Origin of the sequence: Saccharothrix longispora (assembly GCF_031455225.1) — a bacterium.
Lineage (GTDB): Bacteria > Actinomycetota > Actinomycetes > Mycobacteriales > Pseudonocardiaceae > Actinosynnema > Actinosynnema longispora.
In genome coordinates this window covers 2,664,896-2,683,825 of the sequence record NZ_JAVDSG010000001.1, presented here as the reverse complement: position 1 = coordinate 2,683,825, position 18,930 = coordinate 2,664,896, and the positions used below count along the sequence as shown (strand labels likewise).

The following is an 18,930-nucleotide window of genomic DNA, read 5'->3' as shown; positions in this document are numbered from 1 at the left end:
TCGAAGTGATCACCGTATCGTGTGCGGGCGGCGCGGTCGGCCCCCGTCCGCACACGAGCGCGCGGCGCGTCACGGGCGGCGGGCCAGCCGCACCAGCTTCAGCGCCAGGTGCAGCTCCAGCCGGACCCGCCCGTCGGCCAGGTCGCGGCCGGTCAGCTCGGCGATGCGGCCCAGCCGGTAGTACAGGCTCGTGCGGTGCAGGTGCAGCGCCTCCGCCGTGGCCCGCGCGTCGCACCCCGAGTCCAGGTACGCCTCCAGGGTGCGGGTGAACTCCTCCGACAGGCCGGCCAGCGCGCCCTGCGGCGCGTCGCCCAGCAGCAACCGGTAGGCGCCCAGGTCCGACCAGCGGGCACGCGTCGGCAGCGCCGGGTCCAGCCGCGCCAGCTCCGCCGCCGCCAACGCCTGCTGGTAGGCCGCACCCGCCCGGTCGGGCGGGTGCGGGTCGCTCACCCCGACGTGACCGGGCAGCTCCGGCAGCGGGTCGGCGGCGGGCACCGTGCGCACCACCCGCGGGTCCAGGGCGACCACCACCCGCACCGGGGCGCGATCGCCCGCCGGGACCTGCGCGGCCAACGCGGGCAGCCGGTCGGCCAGGTCCGCCGCCGCGTCCGCGCCGGGCAGGTCGCCGAGCACCCACAGGTAGCCCACCAGCACCCCGCCGTGGCGCAGCGGGAGCCCCACCCGCCGCGCGAAGCCCAACCCCGGGTTCTCCGGCACCACCACCGGGCCGTTCGCCGCCGCGACGCCGTGCCGCTCCTGCCACGCCACCACGTCCGCGGGCACCCGCCGCGCCAGGATCGCCCGCACCCGCGCCGGGTCCACGTCGTCGGTCTGCGCGCTGTGCGCCACCACGCGCCCGGTCACGTCGTCCACCGACACACCGCGACCCAGCTCGCGGGACAACTCGTCCAGCAGCTCCTGCATTCCGACAACTGTAGGAACAACTCCCGACCGCGGGTGGTCGCCCCCGACCCGCGCACGGCCTAGCGTTCCGGGCGTGACGAACAGCAGGATCGCCCCCTGGGCCTCCCCGCGGGCGCGGCGCAGGCTCGCCGAGGTCGAAGCCGCCGTGTCCGCCGACCTGAGCGCCGCCGGGGTCGCCCACACCGTGCGCAAGGCCCTCGACGCCCACACCGCCCAGGTCGACGACGACGGGATCGTCCTGTACGCGGGCACCAACGTGCTCAGCCCCGCCGCCGCCGCGATCGGCGGCGCGACGGTCTCCGGCCGGCCCAGCATGGGGTGGCCGGGCGAGAAGTACCAGGTCGGCCTCGACCACCTCGACACGCTCGAAGTGCTCGCCCCGATGCTCGTCGCCGGGCTGATGGAGGGCGAGCACGCCGAGGTGCGGCTGCAGAGCGCCACCCTGGCCAACCTCGCCGTCTACACCGCGTTCGCCCGCGCCGGCGACAAGATCGCCGTGCTGCCCGAGGCCGCCGGCGGCCACGCCAGCCACCACGCCCAGGGCGTGCCCGCGATCCGCGGCCTCACCGTCGTGGACCTGCCCTACCTGCCCGACGAGCTGGACATCGACTACGACAGGTTGCCGGGGTTCCTGCGCGTGCACCGGCCCCGGATCGTGGTGATCGGCGCGAGCCTCATGCTGTTCCCGCACGACGTGGCCGCTGTCCGCGCCGCCGCCGACGAGGTCGGCGCGATCCTCCTCTACGACGCCTCGCACGTGGCCGGCCTGGTCGCGGGCCGCGTGTTCCAGCGCCCCCTGCACGAGGGCGCGCACCTGATGACGTTCTCCACCTACAAGTCCTTCGGCGGCCCCTCCGGCGGCTGCGTCGTCACCCGCGACCCCGACCTGGCCGAACGCGTGTCGAACGTCGCCTACCCCGGCATGGTGGCCAACTACGACGCGGGCCGGCTGGGCGCGCTCGCGGTCACCGCCGCCGAACTGGCCGAGACCGGCCCCGACTACGCCGGTGCCTGCGTCGCCAACGCCCAGGCCCTCGGCGCGGCCCTGTCCGAGCGGGGCTTCGACGTCGCCCGCCACGGCGGCGTGCACACCCGCTCCCACCACCTCGCGATCGACGCCCTGCCCCTGGGCGGCGGCGACGCGGCGGCGCAACTGCTGGGCGAGGCGGGCGTCTACCTGTCCGGCATCGGCCTGCCGTGGCAGCGCATCGACGAGGGCCTGCGAGGGCTGCGCCTGGGCACCCAGGAGATCACCCGGCGCGGCTTCACCCCCGACGACCAGCCCGCCGTGGCCGACCTGATGCGCCGGGTGCTGATCGACCGCGAAGCCCCCGAGCGGGTCCGCGCCGACGCCGTCGCCCTGCGCCGCGCGGTCAACGCCCGGTAGGGGACCCGGACGCCCATCGAGGACGGGAACCGTCCGCGATCGCGGTTGGCGTGGCCCGGTGACCGAGGAACGCGTGCTGACCACGCGAGAGCTGAACCGGGCCACCCTGCGGCGGCAGTTCCTGCTCGACCGGACCGACCGGTCGGCGTACGACGTCGTCGAGCACCTGGCCGGTGTGCGGGCGCAGGAGCCGTTCTCCCCGTACTACGGGCTGTGGTCGCGGGTGCGGGGATTCGCCCCCGACGACCTGGCCTCGCTGCCGGTCGACCGACGGGTCGTGCGGGCGCCGCTGCACCGGGCCCTCGATCCACCTGGTCACCGACGCCGACCACGGCCGCTTCGAGCCGCTGTTCCGGCCGTTCCTGCGCCGCCGCTTCGCCTCCTCGTCGTTCGGATCGGTGCTCGACGGCCTCGACGTGGACGCGTTCACCGCCGAGGCCGCCGCCCTGCTGGAGGAACGCCCGCGCACCCGGCGCGAGCTGCGCGACCTGCCCGACGCGCCCCTGCCCGACCCGGACACGCCCGCGACGCCGCGCTTCCTGCCCGGGTTCGACAACCTGCTGCTCGGCCACGACGACCGCACCCGGGTCATCTCCGAGGAGGACTACCGGCCTGGACGTCGAGCTGTTCCGCCCGCTGACCCGCGCGCAGCGCGACGGGGTGTGCGCGGAGGGGGCGCGGTTGCTGGGGTTCGCGGGCGTGCGGGGCGAGGTGCGTCTGTAGAAGTGGACGGCTGTAGAAGTGGACGGCTGTAGAAGTGGACGGCTGTAGATGTGGACTGCAGATTTGGACGATCGCCCAGTACGATCGTCCGAATGACGGTCAAGGAACGGCTGCTGCACGCGGCCCGGGAACTCATCGCCGAGAAGGGGTGGGGCGCGGTCAGCACCCGCGTGCTCGCCGAACGCGCCGGAGTCGGCCCCGGCGTCGTGCACTACCACTTCGACTCGCTGCACGCCCTGCTCGTGCAGGCCTCCGTGCAGGCCCTGCGCACCGCAGTCGACGGGCTGACGCAGGTCCTGGACGAGGTCGACGACCCGCAGCAGGCCCTGGCCGCGTTGCTGGTCGCCCTGGACGCGCACGACGAGCCGCAGGAGCTGTTCACCGAGACGCTGCTCGCCGCCACCCGCGACGACGCGCTGCGCAGGGCCGTCGCCGACGTGCTCGCGGACTTCCGGCGCACCCTCGCCGGGTGGCTGGCCCTGCACGACGTGCCCACCCCCGAGGCCACCGCCGCGGTGCTCGCCGCCGCGGTCGACGGCGTGCTGCTGCACCGCGCCCTCACCCCCGACCTCACGCGCGGGACCGTCGTGCCCGTCCTGGCGCGGGTGCTGCGGTGAGGGTCGTCGTCGCCGGCGCGGGCATCGCCGGGCTCACCCTCGCGCACCGGCTCGCCACCGCGGGACACGACGTCGTCGTGCTCGAACGCGCCCCGGGTCCCCGCACCACCGGCTACATGATCGACTTCTTCGGGCCCGGCTACGACGTCGCCGAGCACATGGGACTGCTGCCGCGCCTGCGCGGACTGGGCTACTCCATCACCGAGGCGAGCTACGTCGACCCGCACGGCCGGCGCGTCGCCGGCCTCGCGTTCGACCGCTTCGCCCGCTCCCTGGGCGGCCGGCTGGTCAGCATCCTGCGCCCCGACCTCGAACGCGCCCTGCGCGAGGACCTGCCCGACGGGGTCGAGCTGCGCTTCGGCGCGGCCGTGACCCGGGTGCGGGACGACGCGGGCGGCGCCACCGCGACCCTGGCCGACGGGACCCGGGTGGCCGGCGACCTGCTCGTCGGCGCGGACGGCGTGCACTCCGCGGTGCGCCGGCTGGTGTTCGGCGAGGGGCACGTGCGCCACCTCGGCTTCCACACCGCCGCGTTCACCTTCACCGACCCCGAGGTGCACGCGCTGGTCGCGGGCCGGTTCTGCGTCACCGACACCACCGGCCGCCAGGTCGGCCTCTACGGGCTGCGCGACGGCCGCGTCGCAGCCTTCACCGTCCACCGCGCCCCCTCGCCGCGGTTGCCGGACGACGCGCGCGCCGCCGTGCGCGAGGTCTACGGGTCACTGGGCTGGGTCGTGCCGCGGGCGCTGGAGCGCTGCCCGGCGGAGGTCTACTACGACCAGGTCGCGCAGGTGGAGCTGCCGCACTGGACGACCGGGCGGGTGGCGCTCGTCGGCGACGCGTGCGGCGCGGTGTCCCTGCTGGCCGGCCAGGGCGCGTCCCTGGGCATGGGCGGCGCGCACCTGCTGGCCTCCCGACCGGACGACCCCGCGGGCTACGAGCGCGAATGGCGTCCGGTGGTGGCGGACAAGCAACGCGTGGCCCGGTCCGCCGCCCGCTGGTTCCTGCCCGACTCCGTGCTGCGGCTGCGGGCGCGGCGGGTGGTGATGCGCCTGGCCGGCCTGCCCGGCGTGGACCGACTCGTGGCCGGCGGCCTGGTCGGCAAACCCGTCGCGGTGCCGCGCACCGGTCAGCGCGGCGGGGCGTCGTAGGAGTCGCGGGCGCGCTGCACCTCGTCCAGGTGCGCCGACGCCCACTCGGCGAGGTGGGCGAACAGCGGCGCGAGGCTGCGCCCCAGGTCGCTGATCTCGTACTCCACCCGGGGCGGCACCTCCGGGTGGTAGGTGCGCACGACCAGCCCGTCGCGTTCCAGTTGACGCAGCCGCTGGGTCAGCACCTTCGGCGTCACGGCGGGAATCCGGCGGTGCAGCTGCACGAAGCGCTGCCGCCCGTACTCGTGCAGCGCCCACAGCACCGGCGTGGTCCACCGGCTGAACACGATGTCCACCACGGGCGCGATCGGACACGCCAGGACCGGGTCGGTCGAGGCCGGCACCCCTGTGCTCATCACTTCCTCCTGGATAGCCACTATCTCCTAGGTACCTACTATACCTGGGCTGTTAGCGTTCCGATCACGCCCTTCCGCCCGGCGAAACCGCTGGTGAGGGGCTTGTGGGACCAACAGCGAGGAGTGGGTTCGTGATCGTGGTGACCGGGGCTACCGGCAATGTGGGCCGTCCGCTGGTGCGGGCGCTGACCGAGGCCGGGGAGCGGGTGACGGCCGTGTCGCGCGCGACGGCGGCCGTGCCGGAGGGTGCGCGGCACGTCGTGGCCGACCTGGAACGGCCGGAGACGCTGAGGGACGCGGTGGAGGGCGCGGACGCCCTGTTCCTGCTGGTCTCGGGAGCCGGGGCACACCTGGACGTCGGGCGGGTCCTCGACGTCGCCCGGACCGGCGGGATCGCGAAGGTCGTGCTGCTGTCCTCGCAGGCCGCCGGCACACGCCCCGACTCGGTCTCGCACGCGCCGCTGCGCGCGGTCGAGGACACCGTGCGCGCCTCGGGCCTGGCGTGGACGGTGCTGCGGCCCGGTGGGTTCGCGTCCAACGCCGCCGCCTGGGCCGGGTCGATCCGCGCGGGGCGCACGGTCGCCGCGCCGTTCGGGGAGGTCGCCCTGCCGGTGGTCGACCCGGCGGACATCGCCGAGGTCGCCGCCGAGGCCCTGCGCCACGACCACCACGGCCTCGTCCACGAGCTGACCGGACCGGAACCGATCACGCCGAGGCAGCGGGCCGAGGCCATCGGCGACGCGCTGGGCGTGCCGGTCCGGTTCGTGGAGCAGACCCGCGAGCAGGCCCGGGAGCAGATGCTGGCGTTCATGCCCGAACCGGTGGTCGAGGGCACCCTGGCCATCATCGGTGACCCGACACCCGCCGAGCGGCGCGTGAGCCCGCACGTGCGGGAGGTCCTCGGCCGCGACCCGCGGTCCTTCGCCGACTGGACCCGACGCCACGTCGACCTGTTCCGCGAGGACACGATCCGCACCTCCGGCTGATCGCGAGCGCGTCCGGCTCGGCCTGCACGAGGCCGAGCCGGCGTTCGGCGGGTTCGCCGCAGCGGCCGACAGCTCCGTGACCGCTCCGGACAACGCGGTCGACGTCGACGCGCAGCACCGGGTGTCGACGAAGAACCCGACCAGGTCGTCGAGCGCCTCCGCCCAGTACCGCAGCTGCGTGCTGACGTGGCCGTCCCGGTCGGACTTCGAGCCGCGTTCAGGCCTGCGAGGACGCGCCGTCAACACTCTCTCCCGTCAGTGGCGACCATGCGGGCACAACACCCCCCTTTCGTCACGGTGACGGCATTCCGGTTTCCGGAGGGCTGTTCCGGGCTGGTCGCCGTCGCCGGATTCGCTTTCGCACACCTTACCGACATAATGACACTTATCTCGGTAACCTCATCACGCATGTTCCCGTTTTCGGAAACATCAGCGGGTTGTCGTTCTCGAAAACAGGAACTGTTCTAGGATGAACGGGTGTCAGTAGTCGAAGAACCCCAGGTGGAAGCCTCCGCTGCCGTCAGAAGTCGTCCGTGCGCTCACTGCGGACGGCCGGTGATCGCCCGCAAGCCCACCGGACGTCCGCCGCGCTACTGCCCCGCCGAGGACCGGGACTGCCAGGCCCGCGCCCGCGCCGAGCGGATCACCGCACGTGCCGCCGGAACGGTCGGCGGCCCCGGCGCCTTGCGCCAGGGTGTGGCGGAACTGGCGGGTCACCTCGATGAGGTGTGGGAACCGCTGCAGGACCTGGTCGAGTCCGTACAGGCATCGCGGGAACTGCTCAGCACGGTGCGGGACGAGCTCGTCGCCCGCGCGGAGCAGGCCGAGCAGGCCGCCGAACGGGCCACGGCCGCACAGCAGCAGGCCGAGCAGCGCGCCCAGGCCGCCGAAGCGTCCCGTGACGAAGCCCTGGGGCAAGCCCGGGAAGCACGTGCCCAGCGCACCGAGGCCCTGCGTGCCCGCGACGGCGCCGAGCAGGCCAAGCAGGACGCCCTGCGCGCACAGGAACGCCTGCACGCCGAACGAGACGCCGCACGCGAGCAGGCGGAGCAAGCCGCCACCACGGCCACGGCCACCGTGGCCGCCATCACGGCCACGGCCGACCAGCGCGTCCGGGCGGCCGGCGACGCGGTCGCCGAGGCTCGCGAACAGGCAGCGGGACTGCGCGCCCAGGTCGACGGCCTGCGCGAACAACTCGAGGACCGGGACCGGCGACTGCGGGAGGCCGAGCAGGCCGCCGAACGACTGCGCGCCGACACCACCCGCCGGGTCGAACAGGTCGTGGCCGACGCCGATCGTCGGGTCGAGCAGGCAGGTGCCGAGACCTCGGCGCTGCGCGAACAGCACGAGCGGCGCGTCATCGACCTCGGTCGCCAACTGGGCGCGCAGAGCGAGCGGGCCGACCGGCTCCAACGTGCCTACGACCGCCACCGCGAACTGCTCGACCGCGTCCTCTCCGCCGCGACGGCGGACACGGCGAGCACCGAGCCGGCCGGCGCCGACACGGCGGAACCGGCCGGCGAAAGGCACGGGGCGCGCAACGCGCTGGACGCCGTCATCGCCCTGCTGGAACCCCCACGGGTCGCGCCCGACGTCCCGGGGAGCACGTCGGAGCGCTCACCGTGATCGACCGGGACGGGGCGCGCGGACCCACGTCGCCCGGCGGGATCGGTTGGCCCTTCCCGCTGCCCGTCGACCTCCCGCCCGCCAGGCCGCCGCGGTGCTGCGCGGGATGCCCGCGCTCGACCCGGGACAGCCGCGGGATTTCGAGCCGTCGGCGGCTGCCCCGGCAACCCGCTCAACGAGGACCGGGCTCGGCGATACCCTGGCGGTCGTGACCGCCGAGCCGCCACCGCCACCCGCTCCGCGACCGCTCGCGCCGGCGCTGGTCGAGGCCCCGGTCCGCGAGCCCGACCACCGGGACGACAGCCGGTCCGTTTCCGATTCGGAGTTGCGCGAACTGGAACGTCTGCTGCGCGACTGGCTGTCCGGGTACGCCTCGGCCGCGACGCGACGTTCCTACGGCGACGCGTTGGGGTTGGACCGGCGATGGGTCTCGGCCATCGGCAGCCTCGACGGGAGTGCGTCGTGGGGCCCGTCGGTCGGCGAGGACGCGAGTGGGACGCCGGCGGGGAACACGCCGCCGACCAGACGGGGCCGTTACCGCGACTGGGCCTGGTTGCGCTGGTGCGACCGCAACCGGCTGCACCCGCTGCGCGTCGACAGCGCCGCGGTCAAGCGCTGGCAGCTGGAACTGGACGCGGCCGGCATGCCCAAATCCACCCGGGCCCACCGCTTGGCCGCCGTCGGCGCGATGTACGCCCACCTCGCCGAACACGGCGCCGTCACCGTCGACCCGACCCGCTTCGACCGCTCCCGCCTCGGCCTGCGCGCCCACCGCGACACCTCTCCCACCGTGGTCCTCACCGTCGACCAGGTCGACCTGCTGCTGCGCACCGCCGCCACCCCGCGACGGGGCGTGCACCCGGTGATGCGGCACCGGGCGGTGGCCATCGTGGCCCTGCTGACCCTGGGGGTGCGCATCGGCGAGCTGACCGGCCTGCGCCGCGCGGACGTGCACACCACCCGAGGGCGGCGGGCGCTGCGGGTCACCGGCAAAGGCGACAAGATCCGCATCGTCTACCTGTCCGCCCTGGCCGCGACCGCCCTGGACGACTACCTCGCCGAACGCGACCGGTGGACCGCCTCCGCGGCACCCGCCCTGCCCGGCCAGGTGCGCGGGCAACGCTCCCCGCTGATCGCCACCCGCGACGGCGGCCCGGTCGACCCGCGCGACGTGTGGTCGCTGCTGCGCCGCCTGGCCGCCGGAGCCGGGCCCGGCCTGGCCGACGTCGCCGACCGGCTGGGTCCGCACGTGCTGCGCCACTTCTACGTCACCACCGCCGCGGAAGCCGGCGTGGACATGACCCACATCCAGGCCGACGTCGGCCACGCCTCGGTCGAGACCACCCACCGCGTCTACAACCAGGCCGCCCGCTCCCCCGACCGCTCGGCCGTGGACGCCGTGGAACAGGTCCTGCTCGCCGCCCGCGACCGCCACACCTCGCAGACCACCACCGCAACCGCCGCCCCCTGGGACGAGGCGGACGCACAAGCGGCCCTGCGAGTGCTGCGGGACGGACTGCGCACCCAGGACCCGGTGGAACAACTGCACGGTCTGCAACTGCTGCGACGGGCCCTCGGCACCGGCGCACCGTCCCCGGCCGCAGACGGCGTCCTCGCGGCGTTGACCGCGCAGACGAATCCGCACCCGCGCGTGCTCGCCGAAACCGCGGCGCTGCGTCACGGCACGCCCGTACCGGCACGATCCGGCACACCGACCCGCACCTGACAGGTGCGGCCCGAGCCGATCGACGCAGACTTCGCACCCCGTGGGCCGAAGACGGCACCCGGTCGAAGTACCGGCGCTTGAGCAGGGAGAACGTGGCCGGGGGTCAACCCGCACGCAGCCGATCGCGGATGGGCGGACAAGCGCACGAAGCTCCTGCCGCGGTCGACCCGCCGGGTTCCCGCTCGCGGGGATGTCGCCTCGGGCGACCGGGATCGGGGGGCGCCCCACGAGCGGCACCGGTCACGCCGGCGGCAACCGAACGCGCGGGCACGGACCGCGTCCGCAGGCCGTACCCGCGATCAGCAGGTCAGCAGGTCAGCACGCCGACGCCCGCGCCGAGCACCGCTCCGACGAGGAAGCCGGTCTTGGCGCCCTCGGCGGCACCGCCGGGACCACCCACGACGAGGCCGGCGATACCGCCGGCGATGGCGCCACCGATGCCGCCCATGAGGGCCGATTCGGCGACGCACCCGGCACCGTCCCCGGAGTCGGTCTCGGTGCTGCCGACCAGGTTCCGGGCTCGTGTGACCGCGTCGGCGGGCAGCGAGCCGAGGAATGTCGTCAACGAGCCGTGGAACGCACCCAGCCGAGCGTCGGTGAAGGGCTCGTCGGTGTCGCCGAGAAGGAAGTGCCCGGCCTCGACCCGCACCAGTTGTGGAGCGTCGTCGTCGACCTGGAGGCGGAACTGCCCCGCGGCCGCATCGCCGGCGCGCAGGTCCGGCAGGTCCTGGCCCGGCACGGACTCGATCCGCAGCGTTCCGCCGCCTGCGGGGCCGAAGATCCAGTACCAGAGCGAGCAGTCGGTGCCGATCGTCGAGGAGATGACGGGCTGACCGACTGCGTACATCACGTACCAGGGACCGCAGGGATTCGGGAATTTCGGTCGGATGACCATGACGTGCCTCCTCGCGATGGCGAGACGGTGGCAGTGGGGCGCCCAAGTCTGCGCCTGTGCGTGACGACGGCCGCGTTTGTTCACCTGTACGTGTGACCCTCTTCAACTGCTCGGCCGAACCTCGGCAGCGCCTCGTGCCTGCCGGTGGTCACGGCGCAGCCCGGTTCCCGGTACGGGTCGAGCGTGCGGGTACCCGCCCCGGGCCCCCACCCCGGTCCACGTTCGCGCCGTCGTCACCAGACCTGATCGGGTGAACGGCGCAATGGTGGTTGAAGGGTTCCGCGAGTGGTTACCTTCGGCTCACTCCCCACGTACCCGGCAAGGCGGTGGCCGCATGATCGTCCCCCTCGACATGACCGACGACGCGACGGCGGAGGCGGTGCACCGGCTCGCCAAGCACTCGTACGCGGTGGAGGCCGAGCTGATCGGGTACGCCACGATCCCGGGGTTGACCGAGACCCTGGAGGAGATGCGGGCGCTGCCGCTGCGCTGGCTCGGCGGGTTCGTCGACAACGAACTGGTGGCGTTCGTGGGTTTCTCGAAGGTCGACGACGTGTTGGACATCGACCGGTTGTGCGTGGCCCCGAGCCACTTCCGGCTGGGGTTCGCACGGCGGCTGGTGGAGCAGGTGCTGGCCGAGGGCGGTCCGGCGATCGTGTCGACGGGCGCGGACAACGCGCCGGCGATCGCGCTGTACGAGTCGATGGGTTTCCGGGTGGTGGACACGGTGGTGGTCCAGGGCGGGCTGCGGGTCGCGCAGTTCGGGCACCCGGGCATCGTCTGACGGGACCGACCGGCACCTTGGCACCGCCAACGGGTGGGTGTGCTGCGGGCCATGGAGAGCAGGGGTGCGCCCGACCGGTTGCGCGGCACGCCGAGCCGGCTGCTGAACCAGACCGCGACGCTGGTCTCGCGGCTGGTCGCGGACGGTTTCGGAGCGGTCGGCTCGGCGTGCCGCTACCACTACTCGCTGCCGGCGCGCGGGGCTGGACCGCGCCGAGCGCGCGGAGCTGGTACGGGTGCTCGGCGTCGTGCTGGAGCACCGGGGCTGAATCCGTCGGAAAGTTCTCCTCGCCGGGTGTCGATCCGGCCGGGTGCCGTTCGTGTAGGGGGTGGAACCGACCCCTTCGAGGAGGACGACATGGCGAAGTACCTGCTCAGCGTGGTGCAGCCGACGGGCGGCGTGCCCGAGCCCGAGGTGCTGGACCGGATCATGGTCGACGTGCGCGCGGTGGACGACGCGATGCGGGAGGCGGGCGCGTGGGTGTTCGGCGCGGGCCTGCACTCCCCCGACACCGCGACCACGCTGCGGCCCACGGCCACCGGTGACGTGCTGGTCACCGACGGCCCGTATGTGGAGACCAAGGAGCACCTGGGCGGTTTCACGGTCATCGACGTGCCCGACCTGGACGCGGCGCTGGAGTGGGGGCGCCGGCTCAGCGTGGCCGTCACGCTGCCGATCGAGGTCCGACCGCTCCGGGAGGGCTAGGCGTGTCCGGGGAGGACCCGGTCGAGCGCGTCTTCCGGGCGGAGCACGGGCGGGCGGTGGCGGTCCTGGCCCGTGTCTTCGGCGACCTCGACATCGCCGAGGAGGCGGTCCAGGACGCGTTCGTCGAGGCGGTGCGCCGGTGGCCCGCGGACGGCGTGCCGCCCAGTCCGGCGGGGTGGATCATCACCACCGCGCGCAACCGCGCGGTGGACCGGCTGCGCCGGGAGTCCTCGCGCGGGTCGCGGCACGCGCAGGCCGCGCTGTTGACCGGGCGGGACGGAGCGGCGGATGAGGACGTGGTGGTCGACGAGCGGCTCCGGTTGATCTTCACGTGCTGCCACCCGGCGTTGAACCCGGCGGCCCGGGTGGCGTTGACGCTGCGGCTGCTGGGCGGGTTGTCCACGGCGGAGATCGCGAGGGCTTTCCTGGTGCCCGAGGTGACGATGGCGCAGCGGCTGGTGCGGGCCAAGGCGAAGATCCGCGACGCCCGCATCCCCTACCGGGTGCCGGGCGGGGCGGAGCTGCCGGATCGGGTGGGCGCGGTGCTGGCGGTGGTGTACCTGGTGTTCGGCGAGGGCTACTCGGCGGCCTCGGGTGACGTCCTGGTGCGCGACGGGTTGTGCGCGGAGGCGGTGCGGCTGGGCCGGCTGCTGGCGGAGCTGATGCCCGACGAGCCGGAGGTGATCGGGCTGCTGGCGCTGATGCTGCTGCTGCACGCCCGCCGCGCGGCGCGCACGGGCCCGGACGGCGGGTTGGTGCGGCTGGCCGAGCAGGACCGGTCGCGGTGGGACCGTGACCTGCTCACCGAGGGGCGGGAACTGGTGCGCCGGTGCCTGCGGCGCGGTCGGCCGGGCCCGTACCAGGTGCAGGCGGCGATCAACGCGGTGCACAGCGACCCGCCGCCGACGGACTGGTCGCAGGTCGTGGCGCTCTACGACCACCTGCTGGTGCTGTCGCCGTCGCCGGTGGTGGCGTTGAACCGGGCGGTGGCGGTGGCCGAGCTGGACGGGCCGGCGGTGGCGTTGGCGCTGGTGGAGGACCTGCCGTTGACCGGTTACCACCTGTTCCACGCGGTGCGCGGTGACCTGCTGCGCCGCCTGGACCTGGCGGGGGAGGCGGCGGGCGCCTTCGGGCGGGCGCTGGCGCTGGCGGGCAACGACGTCGAGCGCGACCTGCTGCGCCGGAACCTCGACGCGCTCCGCGCGGGTCGATCGGGGCGGGGCTGATCGGGGGCGGGATCGCGGTTCGGCGCAGTCGGCGGAGCAGTTCCGCGACCTCCTGGGGCTCGAACTCCAGCGTGACGATGCCGACGGTGAGCTCGATGCCGCACCGGGAGGGGTCGGCCGCGGCCCCGGCTCGGGTCGGCGGCTCGACGCCGGTCTCGGCGAGGACGTGTTCGGCGGCGGCGGTCACGGCGTCCTTCGGCGCGGGCAGGTGGACGTGGAGCATCGGCGTCTGCGGCACCTCGGGGTGGGTGCGGGCGTGGCCGTCGGCGTCGGCGTCGGCGTTGATGGCGGCGGCGAGGACGCGGGCGTGGTCGCGGAACTCGGTCACCGGAGTCCGTTGCCGGCGCACCCTGCCGGCAACGGGTTTCGCGGACGGGTGCCGTTCGCCGGCGGGCGTGGCGGTGTGTGCGGTCGTTCACCGGTCCCACGGGGAGCGAAGTCCGTCGTCACCGCGTCCCGCCGCGGTGATACTGGCCGCATGGGAAAGACCTACGACCGGATCGAAGGACGGCTCAAGGAGTTCATCGAGGCGCAGCCCGTGTTCTTCACGGCCACCGCCCCGCTGGCGGCGGACGGGCACGTGAACGTCTCCCCCAAGGGGCGCAGCGGTACGTGGCGGGTGCTCGACGAGCGGCGCGTGGCGTACCTGGACTTCGGCGGCAGCCACGCCGAGACGATCTCCCACCTGCGGGAGAACGGCCGCATCACGCTGATGTGGTGCGCGTTCGAGGGGCCGCCGAACGTGGTGCGGGTGCACGGGACGGGCGAGCCGGTGTTCCGCGACGACCCCCGGTTCGCGGAGCTGGTGGCGGGGTTCGGCGAGGCGGACGGTCCGGGGCTGCGCGCGGTGGTGGTGGTGACGGCGAAGCTGATCAGCGACACGTGCGGGTTCGCCGTGCCGCTCATGGACTACCGGGGCGACCGGACGCTGCACGTGGAGCACTTCGCCCGCAGGTCCGACGAGGAGTTCGCCGCCTACTGCGCGGGCAAGCGGTACAACGAAGTCAGCATCGACGGGCTGCCCGCGCTGCCCCTGCCGCTGCCGCCGCGCTAGTCGGGGGTGGGCGGCGCGGCGGGTGCCGGTCGGGACGAGGCGATGGCTCGGACGAGGTGACGGCGTGGGGCGTCACCCGCCTCCCGCCATGCCCAACTTATAGCGCACCGGTGGTCTTGCGGCAAGCCCCGGGTGGTGCCGCAGAATTCCCGCCCGAAGCCGGTACCTGCGGAAACAGGTGACCGCGCGCTGCGTGCGCGTGGTGGTCCGCGGGCCGGAACGCGCTGTCTCGGAACAGGGGAACCCTTCGTGATCGACGTGATCGTGGCCGGTGGCGGGCCGACCGGTCTGATGCTGGCCGCCGAACTGCGGCTGCACGGCGTGCGCGTGCTCGTGCTGGAGCGGGAGGCGGAGCCCACCCGGGTCGTCCGTGCGCTCGGCCTGCACGCGCGCAGCGTCGAGGTGATGGACCAGCGCGGCCTGCTGGACCGCTTCCTGGCCCACGGGCAGCGGTACCCGGTCGGTGGTTTCTTCGCCGGCATCGCCAAGCCGTCGCCGGAGCTGGACACCACGCACCCGTACGTCCTGGGCATCCCCCAGACGGTGACGGACCGGCTGCTGGCCGAGCGCGCCGCGGAGGTCGGTGTCGAGGTCCGGCGCGGTGTCGGGGTGGTGGGGCTGGCGCAGGACGACGAGGGGGTGGACGTCGGGCTGGCCGACGGCACGTGGTTGCGCTCGCGCTACCTCGTGGGCTGCGACGGCGGCCGGAGCACGGTGCGCAAGCTGCTCGGCGTCGCCTTCCCCGGCGAGCCCGCGCGGGTCGAGACGCTGCTGGGCGAGATGGAGCTGACCGCGTCGCCGGAGACGGTGGCGGCCGTGGTCGCCGAGGTCCGCGCGACCCAGCTCCGGTTCGGCGTCACGCCCTTCGGCGGCGGGGTGCACCGCGTGGTGGTGCCCGCCGAGGGCGTGGCCGAGGACCGTGCGGTCCCGCCGACCTTCGAGGAGTTCACGCGGCGGCTGCGGCTGGTCGCGGGCACCGACTTCGGCGCGCACTCGCCGCGCTGGCTGTCGCGCTTCGGCGACGCCACCCGGCAGGCCGAGCGCTACCGCGTCGGCCGGGTGCTGCTGGCCGGCGACGCGGCGCACGTCCACCCGCCGACCGGCGGGCAGGGGCTCAACCTGGGTGTGCAGGACGCGTTCAACCTGGGTTGGAAGCTCGCCGCCGAGGTCGGCGGGTGGGCGCCGGGGGGACTGCTGGACAGCTACCACGCCGAACGGCACCCGGTGGCGGCCGCCGTGCTGGACAACACGCGCGCGCAGATGCACCTGATGTCGCCGGACCCGGGTGCCCGGGCGGTGCGTCGGCTGGTGGCGGAGCTGATGGACTTCGACGAGGTGAACCGGCACCTGATCGAGAAGGTCACCGCGACCGCCGTCCGCTACGACTTCGGCGGGGGGCACGAACTGCTCGGCCGGCGGCTGCGCGACGTGGCGCTGACGGGAGGGCGCCTCTACGGGTTGATGCACGGCGGACGCGGGCTGCTGCTCGACCGGACCGGCCGGCTGTCGGTGGCGGGCTGGGAGGACCGGGTCGACCACGTCGTCGACGTCAGCGCGGAGCTGGACGCGCCCGCGGTGCTGCTGCGGCCGGACGGGCACGTGGCGTGGGTGGGCGAGGGGCAGCGGGACCTGCTGGACCGGTTGCCGGTGTGGTTCGGCGCGCCCGTCGGGCGGGGCCGGTAGCGCACCGCGGCGGGACCGCGGGTCGCCCCTTCGGGCGGGGGTTGTGGCAGGGTTCGCGTCCGTGGAGGAATACCTGTTCTTCTGGGGGCACCGGACGCGGCCCGGTGCGCCGGTCGGCAAGCAGTGCCTGAGCCAGTGGTTCGAGGCGCCGTTCACCGAGGACGGCCGCACCTACCCGACCGCCGAGCACCACATGATGGCAGGCAAGGCGCTGCTGTTCGGCGACGAGGACACCGCCGGGCGCGTGCTGCGGGCCCGCACGCCCGGCGAGGCGAAGGCGCTGGGCCGGCAGGTGCGGGGCTTCGACGAGGACACGTGGGTCGCGCACCGGGTGGACCTCGTCGTGCGCGCCAACCTGGGCAAGTTCGGCGCGCACGACGACCTGCGGGCGTTCCTGCTGGGCACCGGCGACCGGGTGCTGGTGGAGGCCAGCCCGGTGGACCGGGTGTGGGGCATCGGGCTGGCCGAGGACGACGAGCGGGCGGCCGACCCGGCGGCCTGGCGGGGCCTGAACCTGCTGGGTCGGGCGTTGATGACGGTGCGGGAACGACTGCGCGCGGCCTGAGCGGTGGCGCTCAGGGCAGGAGCACGATCTTGCCCCGGGTGCGGCCGGACTCGATCAGCTCGTGCGCCCCGGCCGCCTGGTCCAGCGGCAGCACGGTGTCCAGCTCGGTGCGCAGCAGGCCCCGTTCGACGAGGTCGGCCAGGGCGAGCATGCCGACCCGGTCGGGTTCGCACAGCACGGCGGCGGTGCGCACCCGGCCGGCCGCGGCGTCGGCGGCGGCCGGCAGGGCGGGGCCGAGGATGGTGACGACGATGCCTCCGTCGCGCACGACGGGCACCGAGCGGGCCGCGACGTCGCCGCCCACGGTGTCGAAGGCGACGTCCACGTCGCGCACGACGTCGGCGAAGTCGACGGCGGTGTAGTCGACGACCTCGTCGGCGCCCAGGCCGCGGACGAAGTCGTGCTTGGCGGCACTGGCGGTGCCGGTGACGTGCGCGCCGAGCGCCTTGGCGATCTGCACGGCGACGTGGCCGACCCCGCCGGCGGCGGCGTGCACGAGGACCCGCTGCCCGGCGCGCAGCCCGGCGGTGTCCACGAGGCTCTGCCACGCGGTGAGCCCGACCAGGGGCAGTGCGGCGGCGTGCGGGTGGTCCAGGGCGTCGGGTTTGCGCACGAACTGGCGGGCGGGCGCGACGACGTGCTCGGCGTAGGCGCCGGCCTCGCGCGGGAACAGCGGCATCCCGAAGACCTCGTCACCGGGCCGGTGCACGGTGACGCCCTCCCCCACGGCCTCGACCACGCCGGAGACGTCCCAGCCGAGCACGAACGGCGGCTCGCCGAGCCTGCCGCCGGTGCGCCGGGTCTTGGCGTCGACCGGGTTGACGCCCGCGGCGCGCACCCGGACGAGGACCTCGGTGGGGCCGGGCACGGGGGTGGGGCGGGTGATCGCGGTCAGCACCTCGGGGCCGCCCAGGGTGCTCTGGCTGATGGCGCGCGTTCGGCTCATGGCTTCGATGGTGGTCGACGGCCCGGCCGGCGGCCAGTGGTCCGGAGGTCGCGATCCGGAAGGATCGGGCCATCACCCGGTGGTGGCCGACCGCTCTCCACCGTCCGGGAGCGGGTCGCCCACGTGTGCCGCGACGATCACGGCGGCCACCGCGGACGCCGCGCCGTGGTGGGCCGATCGCGTCCCGGTCGGGTCGGCTCCGATCTACCCTGTGAGAGCGGCGAGTGGCGCCGATCACTTCCTGGAAGGGGGCGGTCGTGCTGGTCGAGGTCCCGCGGAACCCGGGTGGGCGGAGCCGGGGCGGGTTGAACCGTGACGGGCTGCGCCGGGTGACCGGTCTGGCGCGCAGCACGCCGGGGCGGCTGAGCCTGCTCGCGCTGCTGCTGATCGTGGTGAGCCTGCTGGTGGGCGCGGTGACGGCGCTGTCGGTGCAGCGGCGCTCGGCGGCCTTGGAGGCGCTGGCCGACCGCAGCGAGCCGCTCGCGTTCGCCGCGCAGGAGGTGTACCGGGCGATGGCCGACGCGGACGCGACCGCCGCCAGCGCGTTCCTGTCGGGCGGGGTGGAGTCCTCGGCGCTGCGGGGCCGCTACGAGGACGACGTGGCGAAGGCGGCGGCCGCGCTGTCGGCGGCGACCAGCGGGACGGCCCGGCCGGCGCGGGTCGGCGGGGCGCTGGCGACGCTGTCGGGGCAGCTGCCCGTCTACACGGGCCTGGTGGAGACCGCGCGCACCCACAACCGGCAGGGCAACCCGGTCGGCGCGGCCTACCTGCGGGAGGCGTCCACGCTGATGCGCACGCGGCTGCTGCCGGCGGCGCAGGAGCTGTACCGGGTGGAGAACGCGAACGTGGTGCGCGACCTGGAGGGCGCGGGGTCGCCGCCGTGGGCGGAGCTGCTGCTGGGCGCGGCGGCGCTGGCGGCGCTGGTGCTGGCGCAGCGCTTCCTGACCCGCCGCACCAACCGGGTGCTCAACCCGGGTCTGGTGGTGGCGACCGCGGTGACCGCGGTGTCGCTGCTGTGGGCGCTGGGGGCCGGCCTGCTGGTGGTGTCGCACGTCTCGACCGCCAAGGACGGGGCGGCGCTGGTGGACGTGCTGGCGCGGGCGCGGATCGCGACGCTGACCGCGCGCGGCGACGAGACGCTGACGCTGGTGGCGCGCGGCAACGGCGGGGACTACGAGAACGCCTACGCCGAGGCCGACCGGGTGCTGGCCGAGCAGCTGGCCCGGGCCCGCGGGCTGGTGGTGTCGGCGCACCTGGACGGGGCGGTCGAGCACCACGGCCGGTGGCGGGAGGCGCACCGGCAGGTGCGGGAGGCCGACGGGCGGGGCGACCACACGGCGGCGGTGGCGGTGGCCCTGGGCCGGGACGCGGCGGGCGCGGCCACCGCGTTCGACGCGCTGGACTCGGAGCTGCTGGCGGCGATCGGGGCGGCCCGGGCGGAGCTGACGCTGGCGATCGGCGAGGCGCGCGGCGCGCTGCGGGGCGTGGTGGCGGCGGTGACGGCGCTGGCGCTGCTGGCCGCGGCGGCCTCGACGTCCGGGGTGTGGCAGCGGTTGAAGGAGTACCGGTGACACGG

General features: G+C 74.8%; 18 protein-coding genes. 14 read left to right on the top strand and 4 right to left on the bottom strand.

Annotated elements, in window-relative coordinates; genetic code table 11:
• Positions 1-69: 69 nt before the first annotated feature.
• The gene (locus tag J2S66_RS10785; protein WP_310306787.1) at positions 70-924 is read right to left on the bottom strand and encodes a PucR family transcriptional regulator; all 855 of its coding nucleotides are present in this window, start codon (positions 922-924) and stop codon (positions 70-72) included.
• A 73-nt stretch (positions 925-997) separates the two neighbouring features.
• On the opposite strand from J2S66_RS10785, the gene glyA reads away from it, so the two are divergent.
• The 4 genes from glyA to J2S66_RS10765 all read left to right on the top strand — a co-directional run bounded on the left by glyA (position 998) and on the right by J2S66_RS10765 (position 4,802).
• The gene (glyA, locus tag J2S66_RS10780; protein WP_310306786.1) at positions 998-2,311 is read left to right on the top strand and encodes a serine hydroxymethyltransferase; all 1,314 of its coding nucleotides are present in this window, start codon (positions 998-1,000) and stop codon (positions 2,309-2,311) included.
• A 398-nt stretch (positions 2,312-2,709) separates the two neighbouring features.
• Positions 2,710-3,066, top strand: a complete 357-nt coding sequence (locus J2S66_RS10775; RefSeq protein WP_310306785.1) for a DNA glycosylase AlkZ-like family protein — start codon at positions 2,710-2,712, stop codon at positions 3,064-3,066.
• 60 nt (positions 3,067-3,126) lie between these two features.
• Complete coding sequence (locus tag J2S66_RS10770) at positions 3,127-3,651, top strand: TetR/AcrR family transcriptional regulator (RefSeq protein WP_310306784.1); 525 nt, start codon at positions 3,127-3,129, stop codon at positions 3,649-3,651.
• Positions 3,648-4,802: an FAD-dependent oxidoreductase gene (locus J2S66_RS10765; protein ID WP_310306783.1), complete on the top strand. Its 1,155-nt coding sequence runs from the start codon at positions 3,648-3,650 to the stop codon at positions 4,800-4,802. The genes J2S66_RS10770 and J2S66_RS10765 overlap by 4 nt, the downstream gene beginning before the upstream one ends.
• Here the strand turns inward: J2S66_RS10765 and J2S66_RS10760 are convergent.
• The gene (locus J2S66_RS10760; RefSeq protein ID WP_310306782.1) at positions 4,781-5,158 is read right to left on the bottom strand and encodes a winged helix-turn-helix transcriptional regulator; all 378 of its coding nucleotides are present in this window, start codon (positions 5,156-5,158) and stop codon (positions 4,781-4,783) included. The genes J2S66_RS10765 and J2S66_RS10760 overlap by 22 nt on opposite strands.
• A 131-nt stretch (positions 5,159-5,289) precedes the next feature.
• Between J2S66_RS10760 and J2S66_RS10755 the strand changes: the two genes are divergently transcribed.
• From J2S66_RS10755 to J2S66_RS10745, 3 genes are all read left to right on the top strand, one after another.
• Positions 5,290-6,144 carry an SDR family oxidoreductase gene (locus J2S66_RS10755; RefSeq protein WP_310306781.1) on the top strand — a complete coding sequence of 285 codons (855 nt, stop codon included), beginning with the start codon at positions 5,290-5,292 and terminating at the stop codon, positions 6,142-6,144.
• 555 nt (positions 6,145-6,699) lie between these two features.
• Positions 6,700-7,770, top strand: coding sequence for a coiled-coil domain-containing protein (locus tag J2S66_RS10750; RefSeq protein ID WP_310306780.1), 1,071 nt, complete (start codon positions 6,700-6,702; stop codon positions 7,768-7,770).
• Positions 7,771-7,978: 208 nt separating this feature from the next.
• On the top strand, positions 7,979-9,496 hold the full coding sequence (locus J2S66_RS10745; RefSeq protein WP_310306779.1) for a tyrosine-type recombinase/integrase: 1,518 nt from the start codon (positions 7,979-7,981) through the stop codon (positions 9,494-9,496).
• 307 nt (positions 9,497-9,803) lie between these two features.
• On the opposite strand, the gene J2S66_RS10740 is transcribed toward J2S66_RS10745, so the two are convergent.
• The gene (locus J2S66_RS10740) at positions 9,804-10,343 is read right to left on the bottom strand and encodes a hypothetical protein (RefSeq protein WP_310306778.1); all 540 of its coding nucleotides are present in this window, start codon (positions 10,341-10,343) and stop codon (positions 9,804-9,806) included.
• Positions 10,344-10,725: 382 nt separating this feature from the next.
• Between J2S66_RS10740 and J2S66_RS10735 the strand changes: the two genes are divergently transcribed.
• From J2S66_RS10735 to ybiA, 6 genes are all read left to right on the top strand, one after another.
• On the top strand, positions 10,726-11,175 hold the full coding sequence (locus J2S66_RS10735) for a GNAT family N-acetyltransferase (protein WP_310306777.1): 450 nt from the start codon (positions 10,726-10,728) through the stop codon (positions 11,173-11,175).
• A gap of 357 nt (positions 11,176-11,532) precedes the next feature.
• Positions 11,533-11,880, top strand: a complete 348-nt coding sequence (locus tag J2S66_RS10730; RefSeq protein WP_310306776.1) for a YciI family protein — start codon at positions 11,533-11,535, stop codon at positions 11,878-11,880.
• A gap of 2 nt (positions 11,881-11,882) precedes the next feature.
• On the top strand, positions 11,883-13,106 hold the full coding sequence (locus J2S66_RS10725; RefSeq protein ID WP_310306775.1) for an RNA polymerase sigma factor: 1,224 nt from the start codon (positions 11,883-11,885) through the stop codon (positions 13,104-13,106).
• A gap of 478 nt (positions 13,107-13,584) precedes the next feature.
• Positions 13,585-14,160: a pyridoxamine 5'-phosphate oxidase family protein gene (locus J2S66_RS10720; protein ID WP_310306774.1), complete on the top strand. Its 576-nt coding sequence runs from the start codon at positions 13,585-13,587 to the stop codon at positions 14,158-14,160.
• A 249-nt stretch (positions 14,161-14,409) separates the two neighbouring features.
• Positions 14,410-15,843 carry a rifampin monooxygenase gene (rox, locus tag J2S66_RS10715; protein WP_310306773.1) on the top strand — a complete coding sequence of 478 codons (1,434 nt, stop codon included), beginning with the start codon at positions 14,410-14,412 and terminating at the stop codon, positions 15,841-15,843.
• A gap of 61 nt (positions 15,844-15,904) precedes the next feature.
• Positions 15,905-16,408, top strand: coding sequence for a riboflavin biosynthesis intermediates N-glycosidase (gene ybiA, locus J2S66_RS10710; protein WP_310306772.1), 504 nt, complete (start codon positions 15,905-15,907; stop codon positions 16,406-16,408).
• A 10-nt stretch (positions 16,409-16,418) separates the two neighbouring features.
• On the opposite strand, the gene J2S66_RS10705 is transcribed toward ybiA, so the two are convergent.
• Positions 16,419-17,354 (bottom strand): NADP-dependent oxidoreductase, encoded by a 936-nt coding sequence (locus J2S66_RS10705; RefSeq protein ID WP_310306771.1) that lies wholly within the window; start codon positions 17,352-17,354, stop codon positions 16,419-16,421.
• Between the two features lie 224 nt (positions 17,355-17,578).
• Here J2S66_RS10705 and J2S66_RS10700 point away from each other — a divergent pair, with 224 nt between their 5' ends.
• Positions 17,579-18,925: a GlnX family signal transduction membrane protein gene (locus J2S66_RS10700; RefSeq protein ID WP_310306770.1), complete on the top strand. Its 1,347-nt coding sequence runs from the start codon at positions 17,579-17,581 to the stop codon at positions 18,923-18,925.
• Positions 18,926-18,930: the final 5 nt, after the last annotated feature.

Excerpts from the sequence above, each read along its gene's own strand:
- J2S66_RS10740 (WP_310306778.1), bottom strand. The coding sequence starts at position 10,343 with ATGTACGCAGTCGGTCAGCCCGTCATCTCCTCGACGATCGGCACCGAC.
- J2S66_RS10705 (WP_310306771.1), bottom strand. The coding sequence starts at position 17,354 with ATGAGCCGAACGCGCGCCATCAGCCAGAGCACCCTGGGCGGCCCCGAG.
- J2S66_RS10760 (WP_310306782.1), bottom strand. The coding sequence starts at position 5,158 with ATGAGCACAGGGGTGCCGGCCTCGACCGACCCGGTCCTGGCGTGTCCG.
- J2S66_RS10785 (WP_310306787.1), bottom strand. The coding sequence starts at position 924 with ATGCAGGAGCTGCTGGACGAGTTGTCCCGCGAGCTGGGTCGCGGTGTG.
- J2S66_RS10730 (WP_310306776.1), top strand. The coding sequence starts at position 11,533 with ATGGCGAAGTACCTGCTCAGCGTGGTGCAGCCGACGGGCGGCGTGCCC.
- J2S66_RS10720 (WP_310306774.1), top strand. The coding sequence starts at position 13,585 with ATGGGAAAGACCTACGACCGGATCGAAGGACGGCTCAAGGAGTTCATC.
- J2S66_RS10770 (WP_310306784.1), top strand. The coding sequence starts at position 3,127 with ATGACGGTCAAGGAACGGCTGCTGCACGCGGCCCGGGAACTCATCGCC.
- J2S66_RS10735 (WP_310306777.1), top strand. The coding sequence starts at position 10,726 with ATGATCGTCCCCCTCGACATGACCGACGACGCGACGGCGGAGGCGGTG.